At 64.9% G+C, this 17,247-nt stretch carries 15 protein-coding genes; 6 read left to right on the forward strand and 9 right to left on the reverse strand.

Going from position 1 to position 17,247, the window contains the following annotated elements; all coding sequences use genetic code 11:
• Positions 1–42 precede the first annotated feature (42 nt).
• The 6 genes from ACQP2U_RS41990 (at position 43) to ACQP2U_RS42015 (ending at position 9,165) form a co-directional block, all read left to right on the forward strand.
• Entirely contained in the window at positions 43–4,455 is a 4,413-nt protein-coding gene (locus ACQP2U_RS41990) for a lipid II flippase MurJ (RefSeq protein ID WP_433712712.1), read from the forward strand.
• A 341-nt stretch (positions 4,456–4,796) separates the two neighbouring features.
• Positions 4,797–5,429 carry an RNA polymerase sigma factor SigM gene (gene sigM / locus ACQP2U_RS41995; protein ID WP_433712713.1) on the forward strand — a complete coding sequence of 211 codons (633 nt, stop codon included), beginning with the start codon at positions 4,797–4,799 and terminating at the stop codon, positions 5,427–5,429.
• A gap of 96 nt (positions 5,430–5,525) precedes the next feature.
• Entirely contained in the window at positions 5,526–6,341 is an 816-nt protein-coding gene (locus ACQP2U_RS42000; RefSeq protein WP_433712715.1) for a hypothetical protein, read from the forward strand.
• Between the two features lie 108 nt (positions 6,342–6,449).
• Positions 6,450–7,436: a thioredoxin-disulfide reductase gene (trxB, locus tag ACQP2U_RS42005; RefSeq protein WP_433712716.1), complete on the forward strand. Its 987-nt coding sequence runs from the start codon at positions 6,450–6,452 to the stop codon at positions 7,434–7,436.
• A 32-nt stretch (positions 7,437–7,468) separates the two neighbouring features.
• On the forward strand, positions 7,469–7,795 hold the full coding sequence (gene trxA, locus ACQP2U_RS42010; RefSeq protein WP_364496984.1) for a thioredoxin: 327 nt from the start codon (positions 7,469–7,471) through the stop codon (positions 7,793–7,795).
• 173 nt (positions 7,796–7,968) lie between these two features.
• Positions 7,969–9,165: an N-acetylmuramoyl-L-alanine amidase gene (locus ACQP2U_RS42015; RefSeq protein ID WP_397039782.1), complete on the forward strand. Its 1,197-nt coding sequence runs from the start codon at positions 7,969–7,971 to the stop codon at positions 9,163–9,165.
• Between the two features lie 95 nt (positions 9,166–9,260).
• Here ACQP2U_RS42015 and ACQP2U_RS42020 read toward each other — a convergent pair whose 3' ends face one another.
• The 9 genes from ACQP2U_RS42020 to rpmH form a co-directional block, all read right to left on the reverse strand.
• Positions 9,261–9,992, reverse strand: coding sequence for a GNAT family N-acetyltransferase (locus ACQP2U_RS42020; RefSeq protein WP_397039785.1), 732 nt, complete (start codon positions 9,990–9,992; stop codon positions 9,261–9,263).
• A 215-nt stretch (positions 9,993–10,207) separates the two neighbouring features.
• The gene (locus ACQP2U_RS42025; RefSeq protein WP_433712718.1) at positions 10,208–11,236 is read right to left on the reverse strand and encodes a ParB/RepB/Spo0J family partition protein; all 1,029 of its coding nucleotides are present in this window, start codon (positions 11,234–11,236) and stop codon (positions 10,208–10,210) included.
• Between the two features lie 25 nt (positions 11,237–11,261).
• Positions 11,262–12,215: a ParA family protein gene (locus ACQP2U_RS42030; protein WP_433716783.1), complete on the reverse strand. Its 954-nt coding sequence runs from the start codon at positions 12,213–12,215 to the stop codon at positions 11,262–11,264.
• 866 nt (positions 12,216–13,081) lie between these two features.
• The gene (gene rsmG / locus ACQP2U_RS42035; protein WP_433712719.1) at positions 13,082–13,810 is read right to left on the reverse strand and encodes a 16S rRNA (guanine(527)-N(7))-methyltransferase RsmG; all 729 of its coding nucleotides are present in this window, start codon (positions 13,808–13,810) and stop codon (positions 13,082–13,084) included.
• A gap of 119 nt (positions 13,811–13,929) precedes the next feature.
• The gene (locus ACQP2U_RS42040; RefSeq protein ID WP_433716784.1) at positions 13,930–14,436 is read right to left on the reverse strand and encodes a protein jag; all 507 of its coding nucleotides are present in this window, start codon (positions 14,434–14,436) and stop codon (positions 13,930–13,932) included.
• 145 nt (positions 14,437–14,581) lie between these two features.
• Positions 14,582–15,676, reverse strand: coding sequence for a membrane protein insertase YidC (yidC, locus tag ACQP2U_RS42045; RefSeq protein WP_397039796.1), 1,095 nt, complete (start codon positions 15,674–15,676; stop codon positions 14,582–14,584).
• A gap of 4 nt (positions 15,677–15,680) precedes the next feature.
• Positions 15,681–16,034, reverse strand: coding sequence for a membrane protein insertion efficiency factor YidD (yidD, locus tag ACQP2U_RS42050; protein ID WP_433712721.1), 354 nt, complete (start codon positions 16,032–16,034; stop codon positions 15,681–15,683).
• On the reverse strand, positions 16,031–16,462 hold the full coding sequence (gene rnpA, locus ACQP2U_RS42055; RefSeq protein WP_433712722.1) for a ribonuclease P protein component: 432 nt from the start codon (positions 16,460–16,462) through the stop codon (positions 16,031–16,033). The genes yidD and rnpA overlap by 4 nt, the downstream gene beginning before the upstream one ends.
• 21 nt (positions 16,463–16,483) lie before the next feature.
• Positions 16,484–16,627 (reverse strand): 50S ribosomal protein L34, encoded by a 144-nt coding sequence (gene rpmH, locus ACQP2U_RS42060; RefSeq protein WP_084483849.1) that lies wholly within the window; start codon positions 16,625–16,627, stop codon positions 16,484–16,486.
• Positions 16,628–17,247 lie beyond the last annotated feature (620 nt).

Raw genomic sequence — 17,247 nt, forward strand, 5'->3', positions numbered from 1 at the left:
ATTCGGCCCGGCGGCGGGGGATGGCATGGCGCAGGAGGCACGATGAGCGACGATGATCTATCCGCTCATCGGCAACCACCTGTTGATCGGCCCGACGGACCCCCGGCCCGCCGGGCGCCCTCGGCACCCTGGGAACGTCCCTTGGCGCAGTCACCGGTGGAACCGGAGGACGCGCCGATGACTGCCGATGAACGTTTCGGCGACTCGCCGCGCGTCCCGCAGGTGAGTCGTCCCGGTCAGCCGCAGCGACCGATGCCGCCGCCCCGCCCGACACCGCGCGTCTCGCAGCCGCCCACCGGCCCGATGGCACCACCGTCCGGCGCATTACCCAGGCAACCCCGACCGCAGCAGCGGCCGGTGCCCCGTCCGCAATATCCGGAACCACAGCAGTATCCCGAACCCCGCCCGAATCCTGGTCAGCAGTCGCATCCTGGTCAGCGGCAATATCCGGCACCGCCGCAACAGCCCGGACCGGCCCGACCACGGCCGATGCCGCCCGGTCCGCCGGTACCTGGACCGCCGGGCGCGCCGCCACGGGTGCCGCCTCAGCGTTTCGCACCGCCGCCGAACTACCAGGCGCCGCGCCCGAGCTATCAAACACCGCCGCCACAGCCCCCCGTGGCGCGGCAGCCCCTGGTCGAACGACAGCGAGCGGTAGAGCATCAACCGCCAGTCGAACGGCGGCAACCGGTTGAACAGCAGCACCGTCCCATACCTCGGGAAGCTGCGAGGCCGCGGACCCAGGAATGGCCCGCCGCACCCACATCGACTCCGGTCGCCACCGAAACCAAACAGAACGCGAGTTCGCGCCTGCTGCGCGACTCCGGATCCATCGCGATCGCGACCCTGATCAGCCGCGTCACCGGCTTCGGCAAACAGCTGCTGCTGCTGACCGCGCTCGGCCCAGCCGTCGCGAGTGCCTACACCTCGGCCAACCTGATCCCCAATATGATCACCGAGCTCGTGCTCGGCGCGGTCTTGACCGCGATGGTGGTACCGACGCTGGTGCGCGCCGAACAAGAGGACGATGACGGCGGCGTCGCATTCGTCCGCAGACTGGTGACCGCCGCCTTCGCGGTGCTCGCCGCGGCCACGCTCTTCGCCGCTGCGGCGACGCCGGTGCTGGCGACCAGGGTCTTCGTCTCCTCGGACGGCAAGGTCAATACCGAACTGACCACGGCGCTGACCTATCTATTGGTGCCCGCCATCCTGTTCTACGGCATGTCGGCGCTGTTCACGGCGATCCTCAATACCCGCCAGAACTTCAAACCCGGGGCATGGGCGCCGGTGCTGAACAATCTCGTCGTGCTGGTCGTGCTCGGTCTCTATGCCCTCACACCGGGCGAGATCACGCTGGATCCGGTCCGGATGAGCGATCCGAAACTGCTCGTCCTCGGCGGCGGCATCACCCTCGGTGTGGCGACCCAGGCGCTGAGCCTACTGCCCGCGATCAAGCGCAATCAGATCGATCTGCGTCCGCTGTGGGGTATCGACGCGCGGCTCAAGCAATTCGGCAAGATGGGTTCGGCCATCATCCTGTACGTGGTGATCAGCCAGATCGGTCTGATCGTCTCGAACCACATCGCCTCGGCCGCCGACGAGGCGGGCCCGGCGATCTATACCAATGCCTGGCTGCTGCTGCAGCTGCCCTACGGCGTGCTCGGCGTCACGCTGCTCACCGCGATCATGCCGCGGCTGAGCCGAAACGCGGCCGCTGATGACACCCCCGCTGTCGTAGACGATCTGTCCGTCGCGACCCGCTTGACGATGATCGCCCTCGTGCCGGTGGTCACCTTCCTGACGCTGGCCGGACCGCAGGTCGGCGAGGCGCTGTTCGGCTATGCGCGGTTCTCCGGCGACGCCGCGCGCCTCGGCGAAGCGGTGAGCTGGTCGGCCTTCGCGCTGATTCCGTATTCCCTGGTGCTGATCCATCTGCGCGTGTTCTACGCCAGGGAGCAGGCGTGGACGCCGACCTGGATCATCCTGGGCATCACCACGATCAAGATCCTGTTCTCGGCGCTGGCCCCGGTGCTGGCCAGTAGCAGCGATCAGGTCGTGATCATTCTCGGCGTCGCGACCGGACTCGGCTTCCTGGCCGGTGCCGTGATCGGCGGCTATCTGTTGCACCAGAGCCTCGGCGATCTACGCATGGTCAACGTCGGACGCACGGTGAGCCGCGTCCTGCTGTCCTCGATCGCGGGCGGTGCGGTCATGCTCATCGTGGACAAGGTGCTCGGACTCGACCGCCTCTCCGGCGGGCCCGGCTCGCTGATCCGGGTGATCATCTCGGCCATCGTGATGTTCGCGGTCGCCTTCGGGCTGATGCGCCTGGCCGGTATCCCGGAGATCGTCGCGATCACCGTCGCGATCTCGCGGCGCCTCGGATTCACCCCGCCCGCCCCCGATCTCGATCTCGAGGGCCCGGTCGAGGACGAGTACGCGACACAGGTGTTCCGGCGGCCCGAGCCGTATGTGGCATACCCTGGTTTCGACCCGTACATGGATGCCCAAACCATGGTGCTACCCGTGATCCGAGCTCATACCGTTGACAGCACCGGTATGGGTGAGTTCCCGTACCCTGTTCGGCAGAGAAGCACAAGTGGCGAGTTCGCCGGAACTTCGACATATCAGGGCGAAGGAGGAACGAGGGTGAGCGACGACGCGGCGCTGGGCAGCGTCCCAGCCGCCGAATCTGCTGTGACCAAGTCAGGCGGGCTCTCCACAGATGTTCCGCCCGCCGGGGAGGCCTCCGATCCCGCATACGCGAATCAGGATGCCGATAATGGTCCGCCGGAGCATGATTCGGCGCCCGGAACCGGTGAGCAACCGCGGGAGGCCCCGCAGCGCGATCCGATGTACGACACCGGGATGATCCCGATCCCGCCGCAACTACCGCCGATGGACGAGGCCGGTCGAAGAACGCCGCGCGGCCCCAAGCTGATTCCGGGCGCTTCCGTAGCGGGCGGCCGCTACCGGCTGCTCGCGAGTCACGGTGGATCCCGCGGACTCAAGTTCTGGCAGGCGCTCGATATCAAGCTCGACCGCGAGGTCGCGCTCACCTTCGTCGACGCCGATCAGAAGGCCACCGACAACTCCGGGCACGACGGTCCGCAGGCCATCCTGTCGCGCACGCTGCGCTTGGGCCGGATCAATTCGCCGGGCCTGGCTCGCGTACTGGATGTGGTGCGTGGCAGCTCCGGCGGCATCGTGGTGGCCGAATGGACGCCGGGCCGCTCGCTGCGCGAAATGGCCGAGACGGTGCCGTCTCCCATCGGCGCCGCCCGTGCTATCCGGGCACTGGCCTCGGCCGCGGAACTGGCGCATCGCGGCGGTGGTTCGCTGTCCATCGACCATCCGGACCGGGTCCGGATCAGCGCCACCGGTGACGCGGTACTCGCCTTCCCCGGCACGCTGTCGGATTCCGACGCGCAATCGGATGTGCGTGGCCTCGGTGCCATGCTCTACGCACTGATCACCGCGCGCTGGCCGATCCGCGCCGGCGGCATGACCGGTACCGCCGCGACGGTCGGCGGGCTGCGGCTGGCCGATTTCGGTTCCGACGGCACCCCTGTCGAGCCACGGCAGATCCGACCCGAGGTGCCGTTCGAGATCTCGGCGGTCGCGGTGCGTTCGCTGGAGTCGAATAAGGGTGTGCGCACCGCGGCGACCGTGCAGCATGTGCTCGAACAGGCATCCGTGGTCGACCAGAAGACCGATTTCATCCCGGTGCTGCGCCTCGGGCAGCGTCCGCCGAGCGGTGCCGAGGAATCACTCGCCGATCCGGAATTGCTTGCGGCCGAACGAGAACGCTCGCAGCGGATGATGTGGATCATGGTCGGGCTCGGCATCCTGGCCGCGCTGGTGGTCGGCATCATCATCTGGTGGATGGTCAGCGTCTTCGCACCGACCGCCTCGGATGCACCGCTCAACGAGCAGCGCAATATCGGCCTCACCACGAACAGTTCACCCGCGCCCGCGCCGAGCTCCGGTGGTACGACGGGGACGGCCGCGGGTGGGGTGCCGGTCCCGGTGACGAGTGTGTCGGTCTTCTCCCCGGAGGGCACGCCGGACAATGTCAGCGGTACCGGTGCGGTGCTCGATCACGATCCGGGCACCGTCTGGCGCACTGATCAGTACTTCCAGCAGTTCCCGGCGCTCAAGAAGGGCGTCGGGCTGCTGGCCACCCTGCCGAGTCCGGCCAAGCTGACCAGCGTCTCGATCGAATCGCCGAGTGCGGGCACCTCGGTCGAGATCCGCACCTCGCCAACGGCCTCGCCGACGCTGGACCAGACTCAGTTGATCGGTTCGGCACGACTAGAGAACGGCATCACCGAAATCCCGGTCCGCGGCGATCAGGCGGCCCGTTATGTGCTCGTATGGATCACCGGACTCGGCAATTCCGGTGGCCAGTTCCAGACCTCGATCGCCGAAATCCGCTTCGACGCCGCGGCATGACCACTCTCCGAGTTCTCAGGCCGTACCAATAAGTGCAGCTGGGGCCGCGTTCCGGTCCTTCATGAAGTGCCCGTTGACTTTTCGGGCTTGCTCGACGAGTTACCGATGTTCTTGCGAATGTTCTCGCATCCCGCCCGCCGGTGTCGACTCCCCGGGCTTGCGCGCCGATTCAGCCTGACTGCTCTGGTTGCTGCCAATTCTTTACTAACGATATGATCTAGCCGCGCTCTCACAGCAGGGGGAGCTCCCCGGGTTCTGGTTGTTCGATCCTGGATGCTGCGAAATTTCGATGGTGGTCGCTCGTGTCCGTCATCGCCGTGAGAGCTGTCCAAGGGGTTGGTTTGCCGTCCGAACTGAGCGAGGATTCCCACGAGGGGAAGTCGCGGCCCGTTGCGTTCCGCGAGCGTTCGTTCGTTCCCGACGAGCTTACCGACGTCGAATTGCTGCAAGCCCATGTGCACGGCCAGCGGCATGCGTTCGCCGAATTGCTGCGCCGCCATAACGACCACCTCTGGCAGACCGCCCTGCGCACCTCCTACACCCGCGAGGACGCCGCCGATTCGCTCCAGGACGCCCTGCTCTCGGCACACCGCACCGCCGCCACCTTCCGCGCCGAAGCCGAGGTGCGCAGCTGGCTGCACGCCATCGTGGTGAACGCCTGCCTGGACCGGATCCGGCGCAATAAGACCCGCCGTGCGGTCTCGCTGTCGCCGGAGACGATGCCGGAACCGAAGGACACCCGCGACGATATCGCCGAACTGGAAATGTCGCTCGTCGTCGACCGTGCCCTGTTCACGCTGCCGGAGGAGCAACGCGCGGCGCTTGTCGCGGTGGAACTGGAGGGGCGTAGTGTCGCGGAGACAGCGGCGCTGCTCGGCGTCCCGGAGGGCACCATCAAGAGCCGATGCGCGCGCGGTCGGCAGCGGCTCCAAGAACGTTTGGAATTTCTGCGTGATCCGCGGAACCGGAAGTAGTTGAGCTGCGTCATTAATAGTGACGGACAACCAGACGATGTACAGGCAGTGCCCGCGCCGTGCGGGCAGGCGTCTACTCGAGAACCCGGAGGTGCGATGGCGAACCGATCCGTTCCGCAGCCTCCGTTCTCACCTGAACTGCTCGCCGATCTACACGCCGACAATGTGGCGCCGGAGCTGAGTGAGCAGCTGTGGCCGGTGGTCCGCAATGATCCGGACGCGCTGCGCTTCCTGAACTCACTCGATGACGTCAGCGCCGAATTGCGCGCGCTCGGCCGGGACGAGCGCGTCATCCACACTATGCCCGCCGATATCGCGGCCCGGCTGGAGGATTTCGTCGAAGGCCTCGATGCGGCGCAGGAGCCGAACCAGCGGGCTGCAACCGTCCATCGGCTGCCATCGGTCACCGCACAGACGACATCATCGACCGCGGCGTGGCCCGAATCCGCCGATGATGCAACGGATTCCGAGCACAAGGCGCCCATCCAGCTGCCGCGACACCGTACCCGCAACCTCCGCTGGCCCGCCGCAGCAGCCGCCGTGATCGCGGTCGTGGCCTGCGTCGCGGTGGTGATGGACGCGCTGCGCGGGCACGAAGAGGCTCCCAGCGCCCAGCCGACCACGAGCAATGTCCAACTCGGTGATGAACTCGACACCACCGTCGCACTCAGCGCCCTCGGTCGCAATGACGTCACCGGCACCCTCGGCACCCCGGCGGCTCTGAATCGTTGTGTCCATGCCAACGGCCTGGATCGCAACGTACTCGGTTCGACCAACACCACCTTCCAGGGCAAGGACGCCGTGCTTATTTTGCTCACCGGCCCGCGCCCGCACAAGATCACCGCGCTGGTCGTCGGAATCGGTTGCGGCGCCGAGGATCCGCAGCAGTTGGCCGTCACCGATATCGGTTAGGGAGTGGGCGAGGTCACCTCGTGCGGTTGTCCCACATCACGTCGGGAACAACACCGTTTACCCTGTTGTTGACCGACACGTCTAATGAATCTCCCTCGGAAGGGTCACATGAGCAACGCAGTTCGCGACTTGATCATCGTCGGCTCCGGACCCGCCGGCTACACCGCCGCCGTCTACGCAGCCCGTGCCGAACTCCAGCCCCTGCTGTTCGAGGGCACTCAGTTCGGCGGCGCACTGATGACCACCACCGAGGTCGAAAACTTCCCTGGCTTCCGCGCTGGCATCATGGGCCCGGATCTCATGGAGGAGATGCGCGAACAGGCCAAGCGGTTCGGTGCCGATATCCGGACCGAGGATGTGGACGCGATCGACCTGAGCGGTCCGGTCAAGACGGTTACCGTCGGCGATGAGACCTACCAGGCCTACGCCGTCATCCTCGCCATGGGCTCGGCCGCGCGCTATCTGAACGTCCCCGGTGAGCAGAAGCTGCTCGGCCGCGGTGTCAGCGCCTGTGCCACCTGTGACGGCTTCTTCTTCAAGGGCCAGGACATCGTGGTGGTCGGCGGCGGCGACTCCGCCATGGAGGAGGCGACCTTCCTCACCAAGTTCGCCAGCAGCGTCACCATCGTGCACCGCCGCGAGGAATTCCGCGCCTCGCGCATCATGCTCGAGCGTGCCAAGGCCAACGAGAAGATCAAGTTCGTACTCAATGCCGAGGTCGCCGCGGTCAACGGCGATACCAGCGTGACCAGCCTGACTTTGCGCGATACCCGCACCGGCGAGACCTCCGAGCTGGCCGCGACCGGCCTGTTCGTGGCGATCGGCCACGATCCGCGCAGCGAGCTGGTCAAGGATCAGGTAGAGCTGGACGACGAGGGCTACGTGCAGGTGTTGCACCCCACAACGGCGACCAAGGTGCCCGGTGTCTTCGCCGCGGGCGATCTGGTCGACCACACCTACCGCCAGGCCATTACCGCCGCGGGAACCGGCTGCCGCGCCGCGATCGACGCCGAACGCTGGCTGGCCGAACAGGGTGACATCACCTCGAACACCCTGGGTCACGCGGGCAACCCAATTGCCGTGCCCACCAACTGATCTCATCACTTTTGCACTACAAGGAGATACCCATGTCCGAAAACACGGTCACCGTGACCGACGCGTCCTTCGCCGACGATGTGCTGCTCAGTGCGAAGCCGGTACTCGTCGACTTCTGGGCCGACTGGTGCGGTCCGTGCAAGATGGTCGCCCCGGTGCTGGAGGAGATCGCGGGCACGCACGCGGATAAGCTGACCGTGGCGAAGGTCGATGTGGATGCCAATCCGGGCGTTGCCCGCGATTATCAGATTCTCTCGCTGCCGACTATGATGCTGTTCTCCGGTGGCAAGCCGGTCAAGCAGATCGTCGGAGCGAAGGGCAAAGCCGCCCTGCTGCGTGAACTCGACGGCATCATCTGACGTATTCGTCAAACAACGCCGTCAATCGACGACGCGCCGTAGGATGCCTGGACGCCGGGAATTGCTGTATTCCGGTCCGGGTCTGAGACAATCGACCGACCTCCGGTCGTGCGACGGTATTAGCCATCGCATGAGTGGGTACCCGGGTTGACGGAAGGAAAGGGCTCTCACGCATGCACCGACTTCGTCACGGCGATACCGGTCCAGCCGTCGCCGAGGTTCGGAGCACCCTGGCAAGTCTCGGGTTTCTGCATACGCACTCCGCCGCGACAGATCACACTGATGCGCGAGAGTACTGGATGGACACCGACGCTTCCTTCGATCGCCAGCTCGACTCGGCGGTTCGCGCCTTCCAACAGCACCGCGGACTGCTCGTCGACGGCGTCGTCGGACCGGCTACCTACCGCGCGTTGAAGGAAGCCTCCTATCGCCTGGGTGCCCGCACGTTGATCTACCAGCTCTCGGCGCCGCTCTACGGCGACGATGTGGCAACCTTGCAGCGCCGGCTGCAGGACCTCGGTTTCTATGTGCACCGCGTCGACGGCTACTTCGGCCCGCACACACATGAGGCGCTCACCGCATTCCAGCGGGAGATCGGCTTAGCCGCGGACGGCATCTGCGGCCCGGATACGCTGCGCTCGCTGGAGTTGCTCGGGGCGCGCGTCACCGGCGGTAATCCGCATCGGATCGCCGAGGAAGAGGTCGTGCACCGGGCCGGGCCGCAGCTCACCGGCAAGCGGATCGTCATCGATCCCGGCCTCGGCGGCCCGGATAAGGGCTTCGGCGTACCCACCGAATACGGCGATGTCTACGAGTCGGAAATCCTCTGGGATCTGGCCAGCAGGCTGGAGGGCCGGATGGCCGCCACCGGCATGGAAACCTTCCTGTCGCGGCCGTGGGGCGCCAATCCGACCGATGCCGAGCGCGCGGATACCTCCAATGCATTCGACGCCGATCTGATGATCTCGCTGCGCTGTGCGACCAATCCGAGCCCGTCCGCCAACGGTGTGGCGAGCTTCCACTTCGGCAACTCGCACGGATCGGTATCGATGATCGGCCAGGTGCTTGCCGGCTTCATTCAGCGCGAGGTGGTCGCTCGAACATCGTTGCAGGACTGTCGGACTCACGCACGCACCTGGGATCTATTGCGGCTCACCAAGATGCCGACCGTCCAGGTCGATATCGGTTATCTGACAAACGAATACGACGCGTCGGTACTCACTAATCCACGGATGCGCGATGTGATCGCCGAGGCCATCCTCATCTCGGTGAAGCGGCTGTATCTACTCGGCCAGGACGATCAGCCAACGGGCACATACACTTTCGCCGAGTTGCTGGCGGAGGAATTGGCCGCCGCCGACCGGATGTAGCGAATTATTTTCTGGCTCAATAGATTACAAATAATTCCAATACGAGTGCGCCCTGCCGGAACCGTCGGCAGGGCGCACTTTGTTCGACCGGAGCCTCAGGGGGCTCCAACGCGGAAGGGGACCGTCAGGGAGGCGGCGGCGAGCAGCTGATCGAGCGCGCGCTCGACATCTTCCTTCCAGCCGTGATCGGAGTCGAGCTCCAAGCGCAGCCGGGGGAAACGATAATGCGGCGCCACCACTTCGAAGCCCACGTCCTCCAGGAAGTCGGCCTCGATCATGCAGGTCTCCGGCGAACATTCGGTCGCCTTACCGGCCGAGGCCGCGTCCCGGACCGGTGACCCGATCCGCTCCATCAACCGCATCGAGCCGAGCGAACGATCCGACATCGCGGTCGCCGGGGGATCGGTGCGAATCCCGAAGGCCTCCAAGGCACGTACACCGCGACGCACCAGATCGGCCACCACGGCCGTCATGAGGCGGTGGGCTATGTCGGCATCCTTATACGGGAATTCGGCCCGCAGCGTGGTCAGCAGGACCGCATCCGGGCTGACCGGTGAGGTGGGGAAGAGGCCGGCACGGGGCACCGCGCTCGGTGGCGAATACAGCGCACACCCCGCGACCTTGCCGTCCACGTTCGCGACCTGGCCACACGAACCCCACTCCAGCATGACCGTGGACAGCCAGGCTTCCTTCTCGAAGACCGGATCGCTGAAGTCACGGGAGGTCGCGGCCACGGCCGGATCGATCTCCCAGAACACGCAACGCCGCGCATGCGCGGGTAACTTGTCGAGCCCGCCGAGGGTTAGTCCTGTGACGCTGGTCGACACCGCTCTGCTCAGCCTCCAGCTATCCGATTCATCCACACTCACGCTGCATTCACTCGCCAGCAAGAATATGCGATCAAAGCGAACCCGCCTCATTCCACGTCGCTGTGCTGTTGGTAAGGAGCCCCTCCGTAGGAGGAATTTCTGCGCCGTCACAGTGACGTTTCGACGCGGAACACCTACCTACCGGAAACACACGGCTATTTTTGCCACTTCTGTCACTTGCCGAGCTGCTGATGCTCCATCATGCCCACGATGCGTTCGAGGTCTTCGACCGAACCGAATTCGACGACGATCTTGCCCTTCCGCTTGCCGAGGCTCACGGTGACCCGAGTGTCGAAGGATTCCGACAGCCGCTCGGCCACATCCTGCAAACCCGGCATATGAATCGGCTTGCGCCGGGAGGTAGGCGGAGCGGCCTGATCCGGATCCCGGTTCGCCAGGGTGACGGCTTCCTCGGTGGCCCGGACCGACAGTCCCTCGGCAACGATACGGGCGGCGAGTACCTCTTGGGCGTCGGCGCCTGCCTCGAGGCCGAGCAGCGCGCGAGCGTGTCCGGCGGAAAGTACGCCAGCCGCAACCCGGCGCTGCACCGGGATCGGCAGTTTCAACAGGCGAATCATATTCGTCACCACAGGTCGGGATCGACCGATTCGGGCGGCCAATTCCTCATGGGTGACATCGAATTCCTCGAGCAGCTGCTGATAGGCCGCCGCCTCTTCGAGCGGGTTCAGCTGCACCCGGTGAATGTTCTCCAAGAGGGCGTCCCGCAGCATCGCGTCGTCTGCGGTCTCGCGGACAATAGCCGGAATCGCCGCGAGCCCGGCCTCCTGGCAAGCGCGCCAACGACGCTCGCCCATGACGATTTGATACTTGTCCACCCCCGGCTCGAGCCGACGCACCACGATGGGCTGCATCAGACCGAATTCCTTGATGGAGTGCACCAGTTCGGCGAGCGCCTCTTCCTCGAAGACGTGGCGCGGCTGCTTGGGATTCGGTTCGATCTGCTCGGGCGGAATTTCGCGATAGGTCGCACCGCCATCCGACAGCTGCTCGTCGCTGGGGTCGGGGACCCGGTGCAGGAAGGCGGAGGCCGGTTGCGGTCCGATCGGATCTACGCCGATGACGACATTGGCTGCGGCACTGCCGAGTCCGGGTGTGGCACCTAGTCCCGGTGTGGCCGCCGGTCCCGTCGGAATCAACGCGGCAAGTCCGCGGCCTAGCCCGCCCTTCTTCGCCTGAGTCATCGGCTACCGACCCTTTCCTCGTTCGTCATTGCGCGCGTTCTGCCGCACCCGGCCGAATCGCCGTGCGCGCGGCCATTTCGCGACCGGCGTCCAGATAACTCATCGCACCCCGGGAGCCTGGATCATAATCGAGCACCGTCATGCCATAGCCCGGCGCCTCGGAGACCTTCACACTGCGAGGGATAACCGACTTCAGCACTACATCGCCGAAGTGCCCGCGTACTTCCTCCGCGACCTGGTCGGCCAACTTGGTCCGACCGTCGTACATCGTGAGAATCACTGTCGAGACATGTAGTTCGGGATTCAGGTGCGCCTGCACCAGACCGATATTGCGGAGCAACTGCCCGACGCCCTCCAGCGCGTAATACTCGCACTGGATCGGGATCAGCACCTCCTTGGCGGCGACGAGCGCATTGACGGTAAGCAGACCGAGCGACGGCGGGCAGTCGATCATCACGTAATCGATGTCGTACCCGGCGATATTGGCCTCCTGGATGGCGGCCTTGAGTCGCCCCTCCCTGGCCACCATGGAAACCAATTCGATCTCGGCACCGGCAAGATCAATGGTCGCCGGAATGCACAGTAGGCGCTCGCTGTGCGGGCTCTGCTGGATCGCGTCGCGTACCGAAACCTCGCCGATCAGGAGTTCATAACTCGACGGGACGCCCGAGTGATGTTCGATGCCCAGAGCGGTACTCGCATTGCCCTGGGGATCGAGGTCGATCACGAGAACCGTCATCCCGGTATGCGCCAGGGCGGCCGCAAGATTCACGGCGGTAGTCGTCTTCCCGACGCCACCCTTCTGATTGGCGATGGTGATGATCCGTTGCTCGTGCGGTTTCGGCACTGTCACCTTTCCTGGATGCAATATCTGGCTTGCGCGTTGGGCTTCGGCCGCTATCGGGGTCTCACTGGGGGAGATGTGCCCGAACGGTGTGCTTCCAAATGCCTCCGCATCGAAGGTGCTGGAGTCCAGCATCCCCGGCACGCGCGACGTTGTTTCCCGTGAAACATTCGCCGGACCGCTCGACATAGACAGCTCCTAACGCGAGAACCTCAGATCACGTGCGCCCGACCGAATTCGACGCCGTGTCATCACTAGCTGTGTCGGATCGAACTTGATGCTCAATCGAGACCGCGGCGCCTCGATCGACCGAGCGGAGCTTCCGCCGCTGCGACACCCAGATCCCTCCGTGGCACCAACGCTCACGCCCGACGCTCACTAGCTTGCCAGCACTCAGCGCGATAAGAAAGCTGAATCGCGGCTTCGCGCAAAGGACACGCAAATCTGCGCCGGATCGCGTCGCCGCGAACGAGATTGACGTGGCCGATTCGCCGTTTCCCATGAAACATGACGCTCGGGACCGACGCCCGCGCGTTCGGTTTCACATGGAACATGACGCTCGGGACCGACGTCCCCGCGTTCGGTTTCACATGAAACATAGAGCTCCGGACCGACTCCCGAGTTCGGTTCCACATGAGACATGAAGTCCCAGACCAGTAGCAGAATTCGGTTTCACATGAAACGTCGGCGATCGAGACGCGTCCGGCGCTGCATTCCAGAGTGATCCGGACGCGCAATTCCGATGTGGTTCCAAAGATTCCGGCGTTACCGCCGATGCGCCTCAGTGTCGGCAGCTCTTTCCGAGACCCTCGGAGCGGAAGCGGGTATCTCAAGCCCCGTCGCTCTCGTGTCCAATGAGCCTCGCGCAATGGGGATCATCGATTTCCCCACCCGATGGCACCAGGTTCGAATCGTCACGTGAAGTTTGACGTTGCAGCGACGACGGCGCCGACGCCTAGGCGCGCCGTTTCACATGAAACATCGACGCGAATCGGATAGGGCTACTTCGACTTCCGCGCCGACCTGCCGCCCCGACGGGAGGGGCGCTCAGCGCGCGGCAGCCGCTCGGCACTGATCACCAGGGTGGGAGTAGAGACGAGTCCGGCGCCGCATTCCAGCACGGTCGCATTTCCGGCGCCCGCCTTCGCCAATGCCTCACTGTCGCGCTCGAGTTCCTCGGCCGCGCTGACTCCCTTCAGCGCGAGCATCCGTCCATGATCGCGTAACAGGGGGAGCGACCACTGCGCCAGTTTCGCCAGCGGAGCGACCGCTCGAGAGGTCACCACATCCGCGCCGCCCGCTTCCTTCATCACGCCCGACTGCTCCGCCCGACCGCGCACCACCGTCACATCCAGTCCGGCCGACTCGATAAATTCGCTCAGAAAGATGGTGCGGCGCAACAGCGGCTCGACCAAGGTGATCCGGAGATCCGGACGCGCTATCGCCAAGGGGATTCCGGGCAGTCCGGCGCCGCTGCCGATATCGACCACGGTGGCGCCCTCGGCCATCAACTCACCGACCACGGCACAGTTGAGAATGTGCCGATCCCATAGCCTCGGCACTTCGCGGGGACCGATCAGTCCGCGATCGACACCGGCGGCGGCGAGGGCGGCGCAGTACCGACGCGCGAGATCTAGCCGATCTCCGAATACCACCGCGGCCGTGGCCGGGGGCTCCAGTTCATTCGGCAACGCGGTGATGCCACCGAGATCTCGTTCCACGTGAAACATCCTTCCGAACTCGAGTCGATCAGTGCGGCGATGGGGCCGGGGGAGGACAGCGCATTAAAGACATGAAGAGGGCCTCCGGTCCGAAGACCGGAGGCCCTAATCCAATCACAGAGCGCGAATCAGGCAGGCACCACGACAACGTGCCGATTCGGTTCCACGCCCTCGCTCTCACTGCTGACACCGTCGACCGCGGCGACCGCGTCGTGCACGATCTTCCGCTCGAACGGAGTCATCGGCGCCAACGGCTCCGGCTTTCCGGATTCCAGCACCCGCTGCGCCGCTGCGGTACCCAGCGCACTCAACTCCGAGCGACGCTTAGCGCGCCAGCCAGCCACGTCGAGCATGAGCCGACTGCGCACCCCGGTTGCCTGCTGCACGGCCAGGCGGGTCAGTTCCTGCAATGCATCGAGCACCTCGCCGTTTCGACCGACCAGCTTCGAGAGATCACGGCCGCCATCGATGCTCACGACGGCACGGTCACCCTCGACATCGAGATCGATATCGCCGTCGAAGTCGAGCACATCGAGCAACTGCTCGAGGTAGTCGCCCGCGATTTCACCCTCTTCGATGAGAGCTTCCTCGGCATCGGTGGATTCGGTCCCCGCATCGGCTTCGCCGTTCACCATCGTCGTCGTCGCCACAGTGGCGTCCCCTCCGTCGGTTTCAACAGTCATTTGATTTCCTTCGTCTGCTCATCGCGCGCGACCGGCGACCGGCGCCGATCGGAGAACGCGAACAGGGTTGCTCAGAGTCCCGCAGGCGCACGCTGTGTCAGCGCCGTCGCTTCTGATTGGGTCGCCCGCGGCTGCCTGGTCGCTTCTGCCCGCCCGAACGCCGCTGTCCCGCCTTGGTCGGGGACTTCGCGGTGCCGTTCGTCGACGGTGCCGCGTCGACCGCATCCACGGCATCGGCATTCGCATCGACGGGTGTCTCATCGGCGGGTGACTGCTTCTTCTTGACATTGACCGGCTTCGCACCGGGCTTCGGCGCGTTCTGGGCGCGCTGCTCCAGCTTCTGCTGCTTCTTGACTTCCTCTTCCTTCGCCATGCGGCCGAAGACGAGGTGCTGCTGTCCGTAGGTCCAGATGTTATTGGAGACCCAGTAGAGCAGGATGGCGATCGGCAGGAAGGGGCCACCGACCAGCACGCCGAGCGGGAACACCCACAGCGCCAGCTTGTTCATCATGGCCGACTGCGGGTTGGCCGCAGCCTCCGGACTCTGCCGGGCAACCGAGGCGCGCGCGTTGAAGTGCGTCGCCAGACCGGCAATCACCATCAGCGGGATGGAGACCAGCGCGATACTCAGCTTGGTCGGCACACCGCCGTAATCGGCGAAGGCCTGCAGCTGGCTCGGCGGGCTGGTGATGAAGGCGGAGATGGGGGCGCCGAAGATACGCGCGCTCAGGAAGGACTGGACGTCGGTGGCACTGAAGACGTAGTTCGGCGTGTGCGCATTGTCGTAGGCCGACATGCTGAGCTGGCCGATGCCGGTGCCGGTGCGGTTGAACGAACGCAGCACGTGGAACAGACCGAGGAAGACCGGCACCTGCGCCAAGATCGGCAGGCAGCCCATCAACGGGTTGAAGCCGTGATCCTTCTGCAGCTTCTGCATTTCGGTCGCCATCTTCTGGCGATCGTTCTTGTACTTCTTCTGCAGCTCCTTGATCTGGGGCTGCAGCTCCTGCATCTGCTTGGTGGTGCGCACCTGCTTGACGAACGGCTTGTAGAGCACCAGGCGCAGCGTGAACACCAGGAACACCACGGCCAGTGCCCAGGTGAGACCGTTGTCCGCGCCGAACGCGAACCCGAAGACCCGATGCCAGAACCAGAGGATCCAGGACACCGGATAATAAATGAAGTCGAGCACGGCTCTATGCACTCCCGTCGTTCGTATCGCCGATCACCGCGGGCGGTGATCCTTTACAAGCGTGTGGCGCCGAGGCCTGCTGGTCGGCGGCTGACTCGTTCCGTTCGCGTATTTTTCGCTCCGGAACGGGATCCCACCCACCAGGGTGCCAGGGTGCGCATTTCGCCAATCGCACGACCGTCAATCCGAGGCCGACGAACAGCCCACGAGTGCGTAACGCGGTCACCGCGTACTCGCTACAGGTCGGGGTGAAACGGCACACGGGCAGGCGCATGGGGGAGACATACGTCCGGTAGAGCTCGATCAGGAAGATCACCGTGTTCGCGGGTAGCCGAGCAACGGTGGAGCGCGTACTCATCCCACACCGGCCACGGTAGTCGATGGGCCCACGATATCGAGCTTGCGCAGCGCGCCACGTAGCTGACGGAGCAACTCTGTCGAGTCGGTGGTCGCGGCGCCGGGCAATGCACGGATCACGATGTCGGCATCGGCGGGTAGCTCGGCGATCACCTGACCGCACATATGACGCAGGCGGCGGGCGACGCGGTGTCGAATCACCGCGTTGCCCACCGCCTTGCTGACAATCAATCCGAACCGCGGACCGCCCACACGGACCAACGATCCGGCCTCTGCCGCATCGCTTCGTCGTCCACTCGCGCCCATGCTTCCGTCATACCCGTGCACGAGCACGTGTACGACCAGATCTCGCCTCCCGATTCGCTGGCCGCGGCGCACCGTCCGGGAGAAGTCGGCACGATGATGCAACCGATACGGCTCAGGCAACACCCGAGCGTCCGAGAGCGAGGATCAGGCAGTGAGGGACTTGCGGCCCTTGCTGCGACGCGCGGAAACAATGGCGCGACCAGCGCGGGTGCGCATCCGGAGACGGAAGCCGTGGACCCGCGCCCGACGACGGTTGTTCGGCTGGAACGTCCGCTTGCCCTTGGCCACGGTCAACACTCCTCGAGTAGGTGGGCACCGTTCGGCGCCCAAAGCTTGTTGGTAATACGTCTTTTGCGCGATGAATCGCGAGGTGGTCATCATCGATGCGCGTCGGTCCTGGCGCACGAGGTCGATACGACCTGACACGGTCAGCACAGGACCGCCACCGCACCAAGGGGTGACTGTACGAGGGTACTGATCGGCAAAGTGCGGGTCAAACTCGGCCCACCCGTCCCGCGGCCTGCTGGAACTGTTCCACGGGAGTCACGCATCCTGGGTATAACCGTGAGTTCGTCCACACCCCTAGCCGTCGGCCGTCGCGCGAGCTAATCTACGTTGCCAGAAGATTGCTGCAGAACCGCAGGTCCAGGCCGTATAGCGGCGCAGCGCAATCTCATTTCACATTTCCCCAGAGTTCTCCACATCTGTGGATAATTGTGTGGAAAGACCCCTCGAGTGGCATATTCGTAGGGCCGACGGTGCCACGCCGCCGCCCGGATGGGGGACCCGGGCAGCGTCCGAACCGGTTACGGACGTACGCGGAATCACAAACATCGACTCAGCCACGACCGATACTTCGCAGGCTCCGACCGTCTGCTCCTATCGCCTACTTCCGGGGAGGAAACTGC

The sequence above is a fragment of the Nocardia sp. CA-084685 genome, assembly GCF_050955785.1.
Lineage (GTDB): Bacteria > Actinomycetota > Actinomycetes > Mycobacteriales > Mycobacteriaceae > Nocardia.

Excerpts from the sequence above, each read along its gene's own strand:
- rsmG (WP_433712719.1), bottom strand. The coding sequence starts at position 13,810 with ATGTTTCACGTGGAACGAGATCTCGGTGGCATCACCGCGTTGCCGAAT.
- ACQP2U_RS42015 (WP_397039782.1), top strand. The coding sequence starts at position 7,969 with ATGCACCGACTTCGTCACGGCGATACCGGTCCAGCCGTCGCCGAGGTT.
- ACQP2U_RS42025 (WP_433712718.1), bottom strand. The coding sequence starts at position 11,236 with ATGACTCAGGCGAAGAAGGGCGGGCTAGGCCGCGGACTTGCCGCGTTG.
- ACQP2U_RS42000 (WP_433712715.1), top strand. The coding sequence starts at position 5,526 with ATGGCGAACCGATCCGTTCCGCAGCCTCCGTTCTCACCTGAACTGCTC.
- ACQP2U_RS42030 (WP_433716783.1), bottom strand. The coding sequence starts at position 12,215 with ATGCTGGACTCCAGCACCTTCGATGCGGAGGCATTTGGAAGCACACCG.
- trxB (WP_433712716.1), top strand. The coding sequence starts at position 6,450 with ATGAGCAACGCAGTTCGCGACTTGATCATCGTCGGCTCCGGACCCGCC.
- ACQP2U_RS42040 (WP_433716784.1), bottom strand. The coding sequence starts at position 14,436 with ATGGTGAACGGCGAAGCCGATGCGGGGACCGAATCCACCGATGCCGAG.
- yidD (WP_433712721.1), bottom strand. The coding sequence starts at position 16,034 with ATGAGTACGCGCTCCACCGTTGCTCGGCTACCCGCGAACACGGTGATC.
- trxA (WP_364496984.1), top strand. The coding sequence starts at position 7,469 with ATGTCCGAAAACACGGTCACCGTGACCGACGCGTCCTTCGCCGACGAT.
- ACQP2U_RS41990 (WP_433712712.1), top strand. The coding sequence starts at position 43 with ATGAGCGACGATGATCTATCCGCTCATCGGCAACCACCTGTTGATCGG.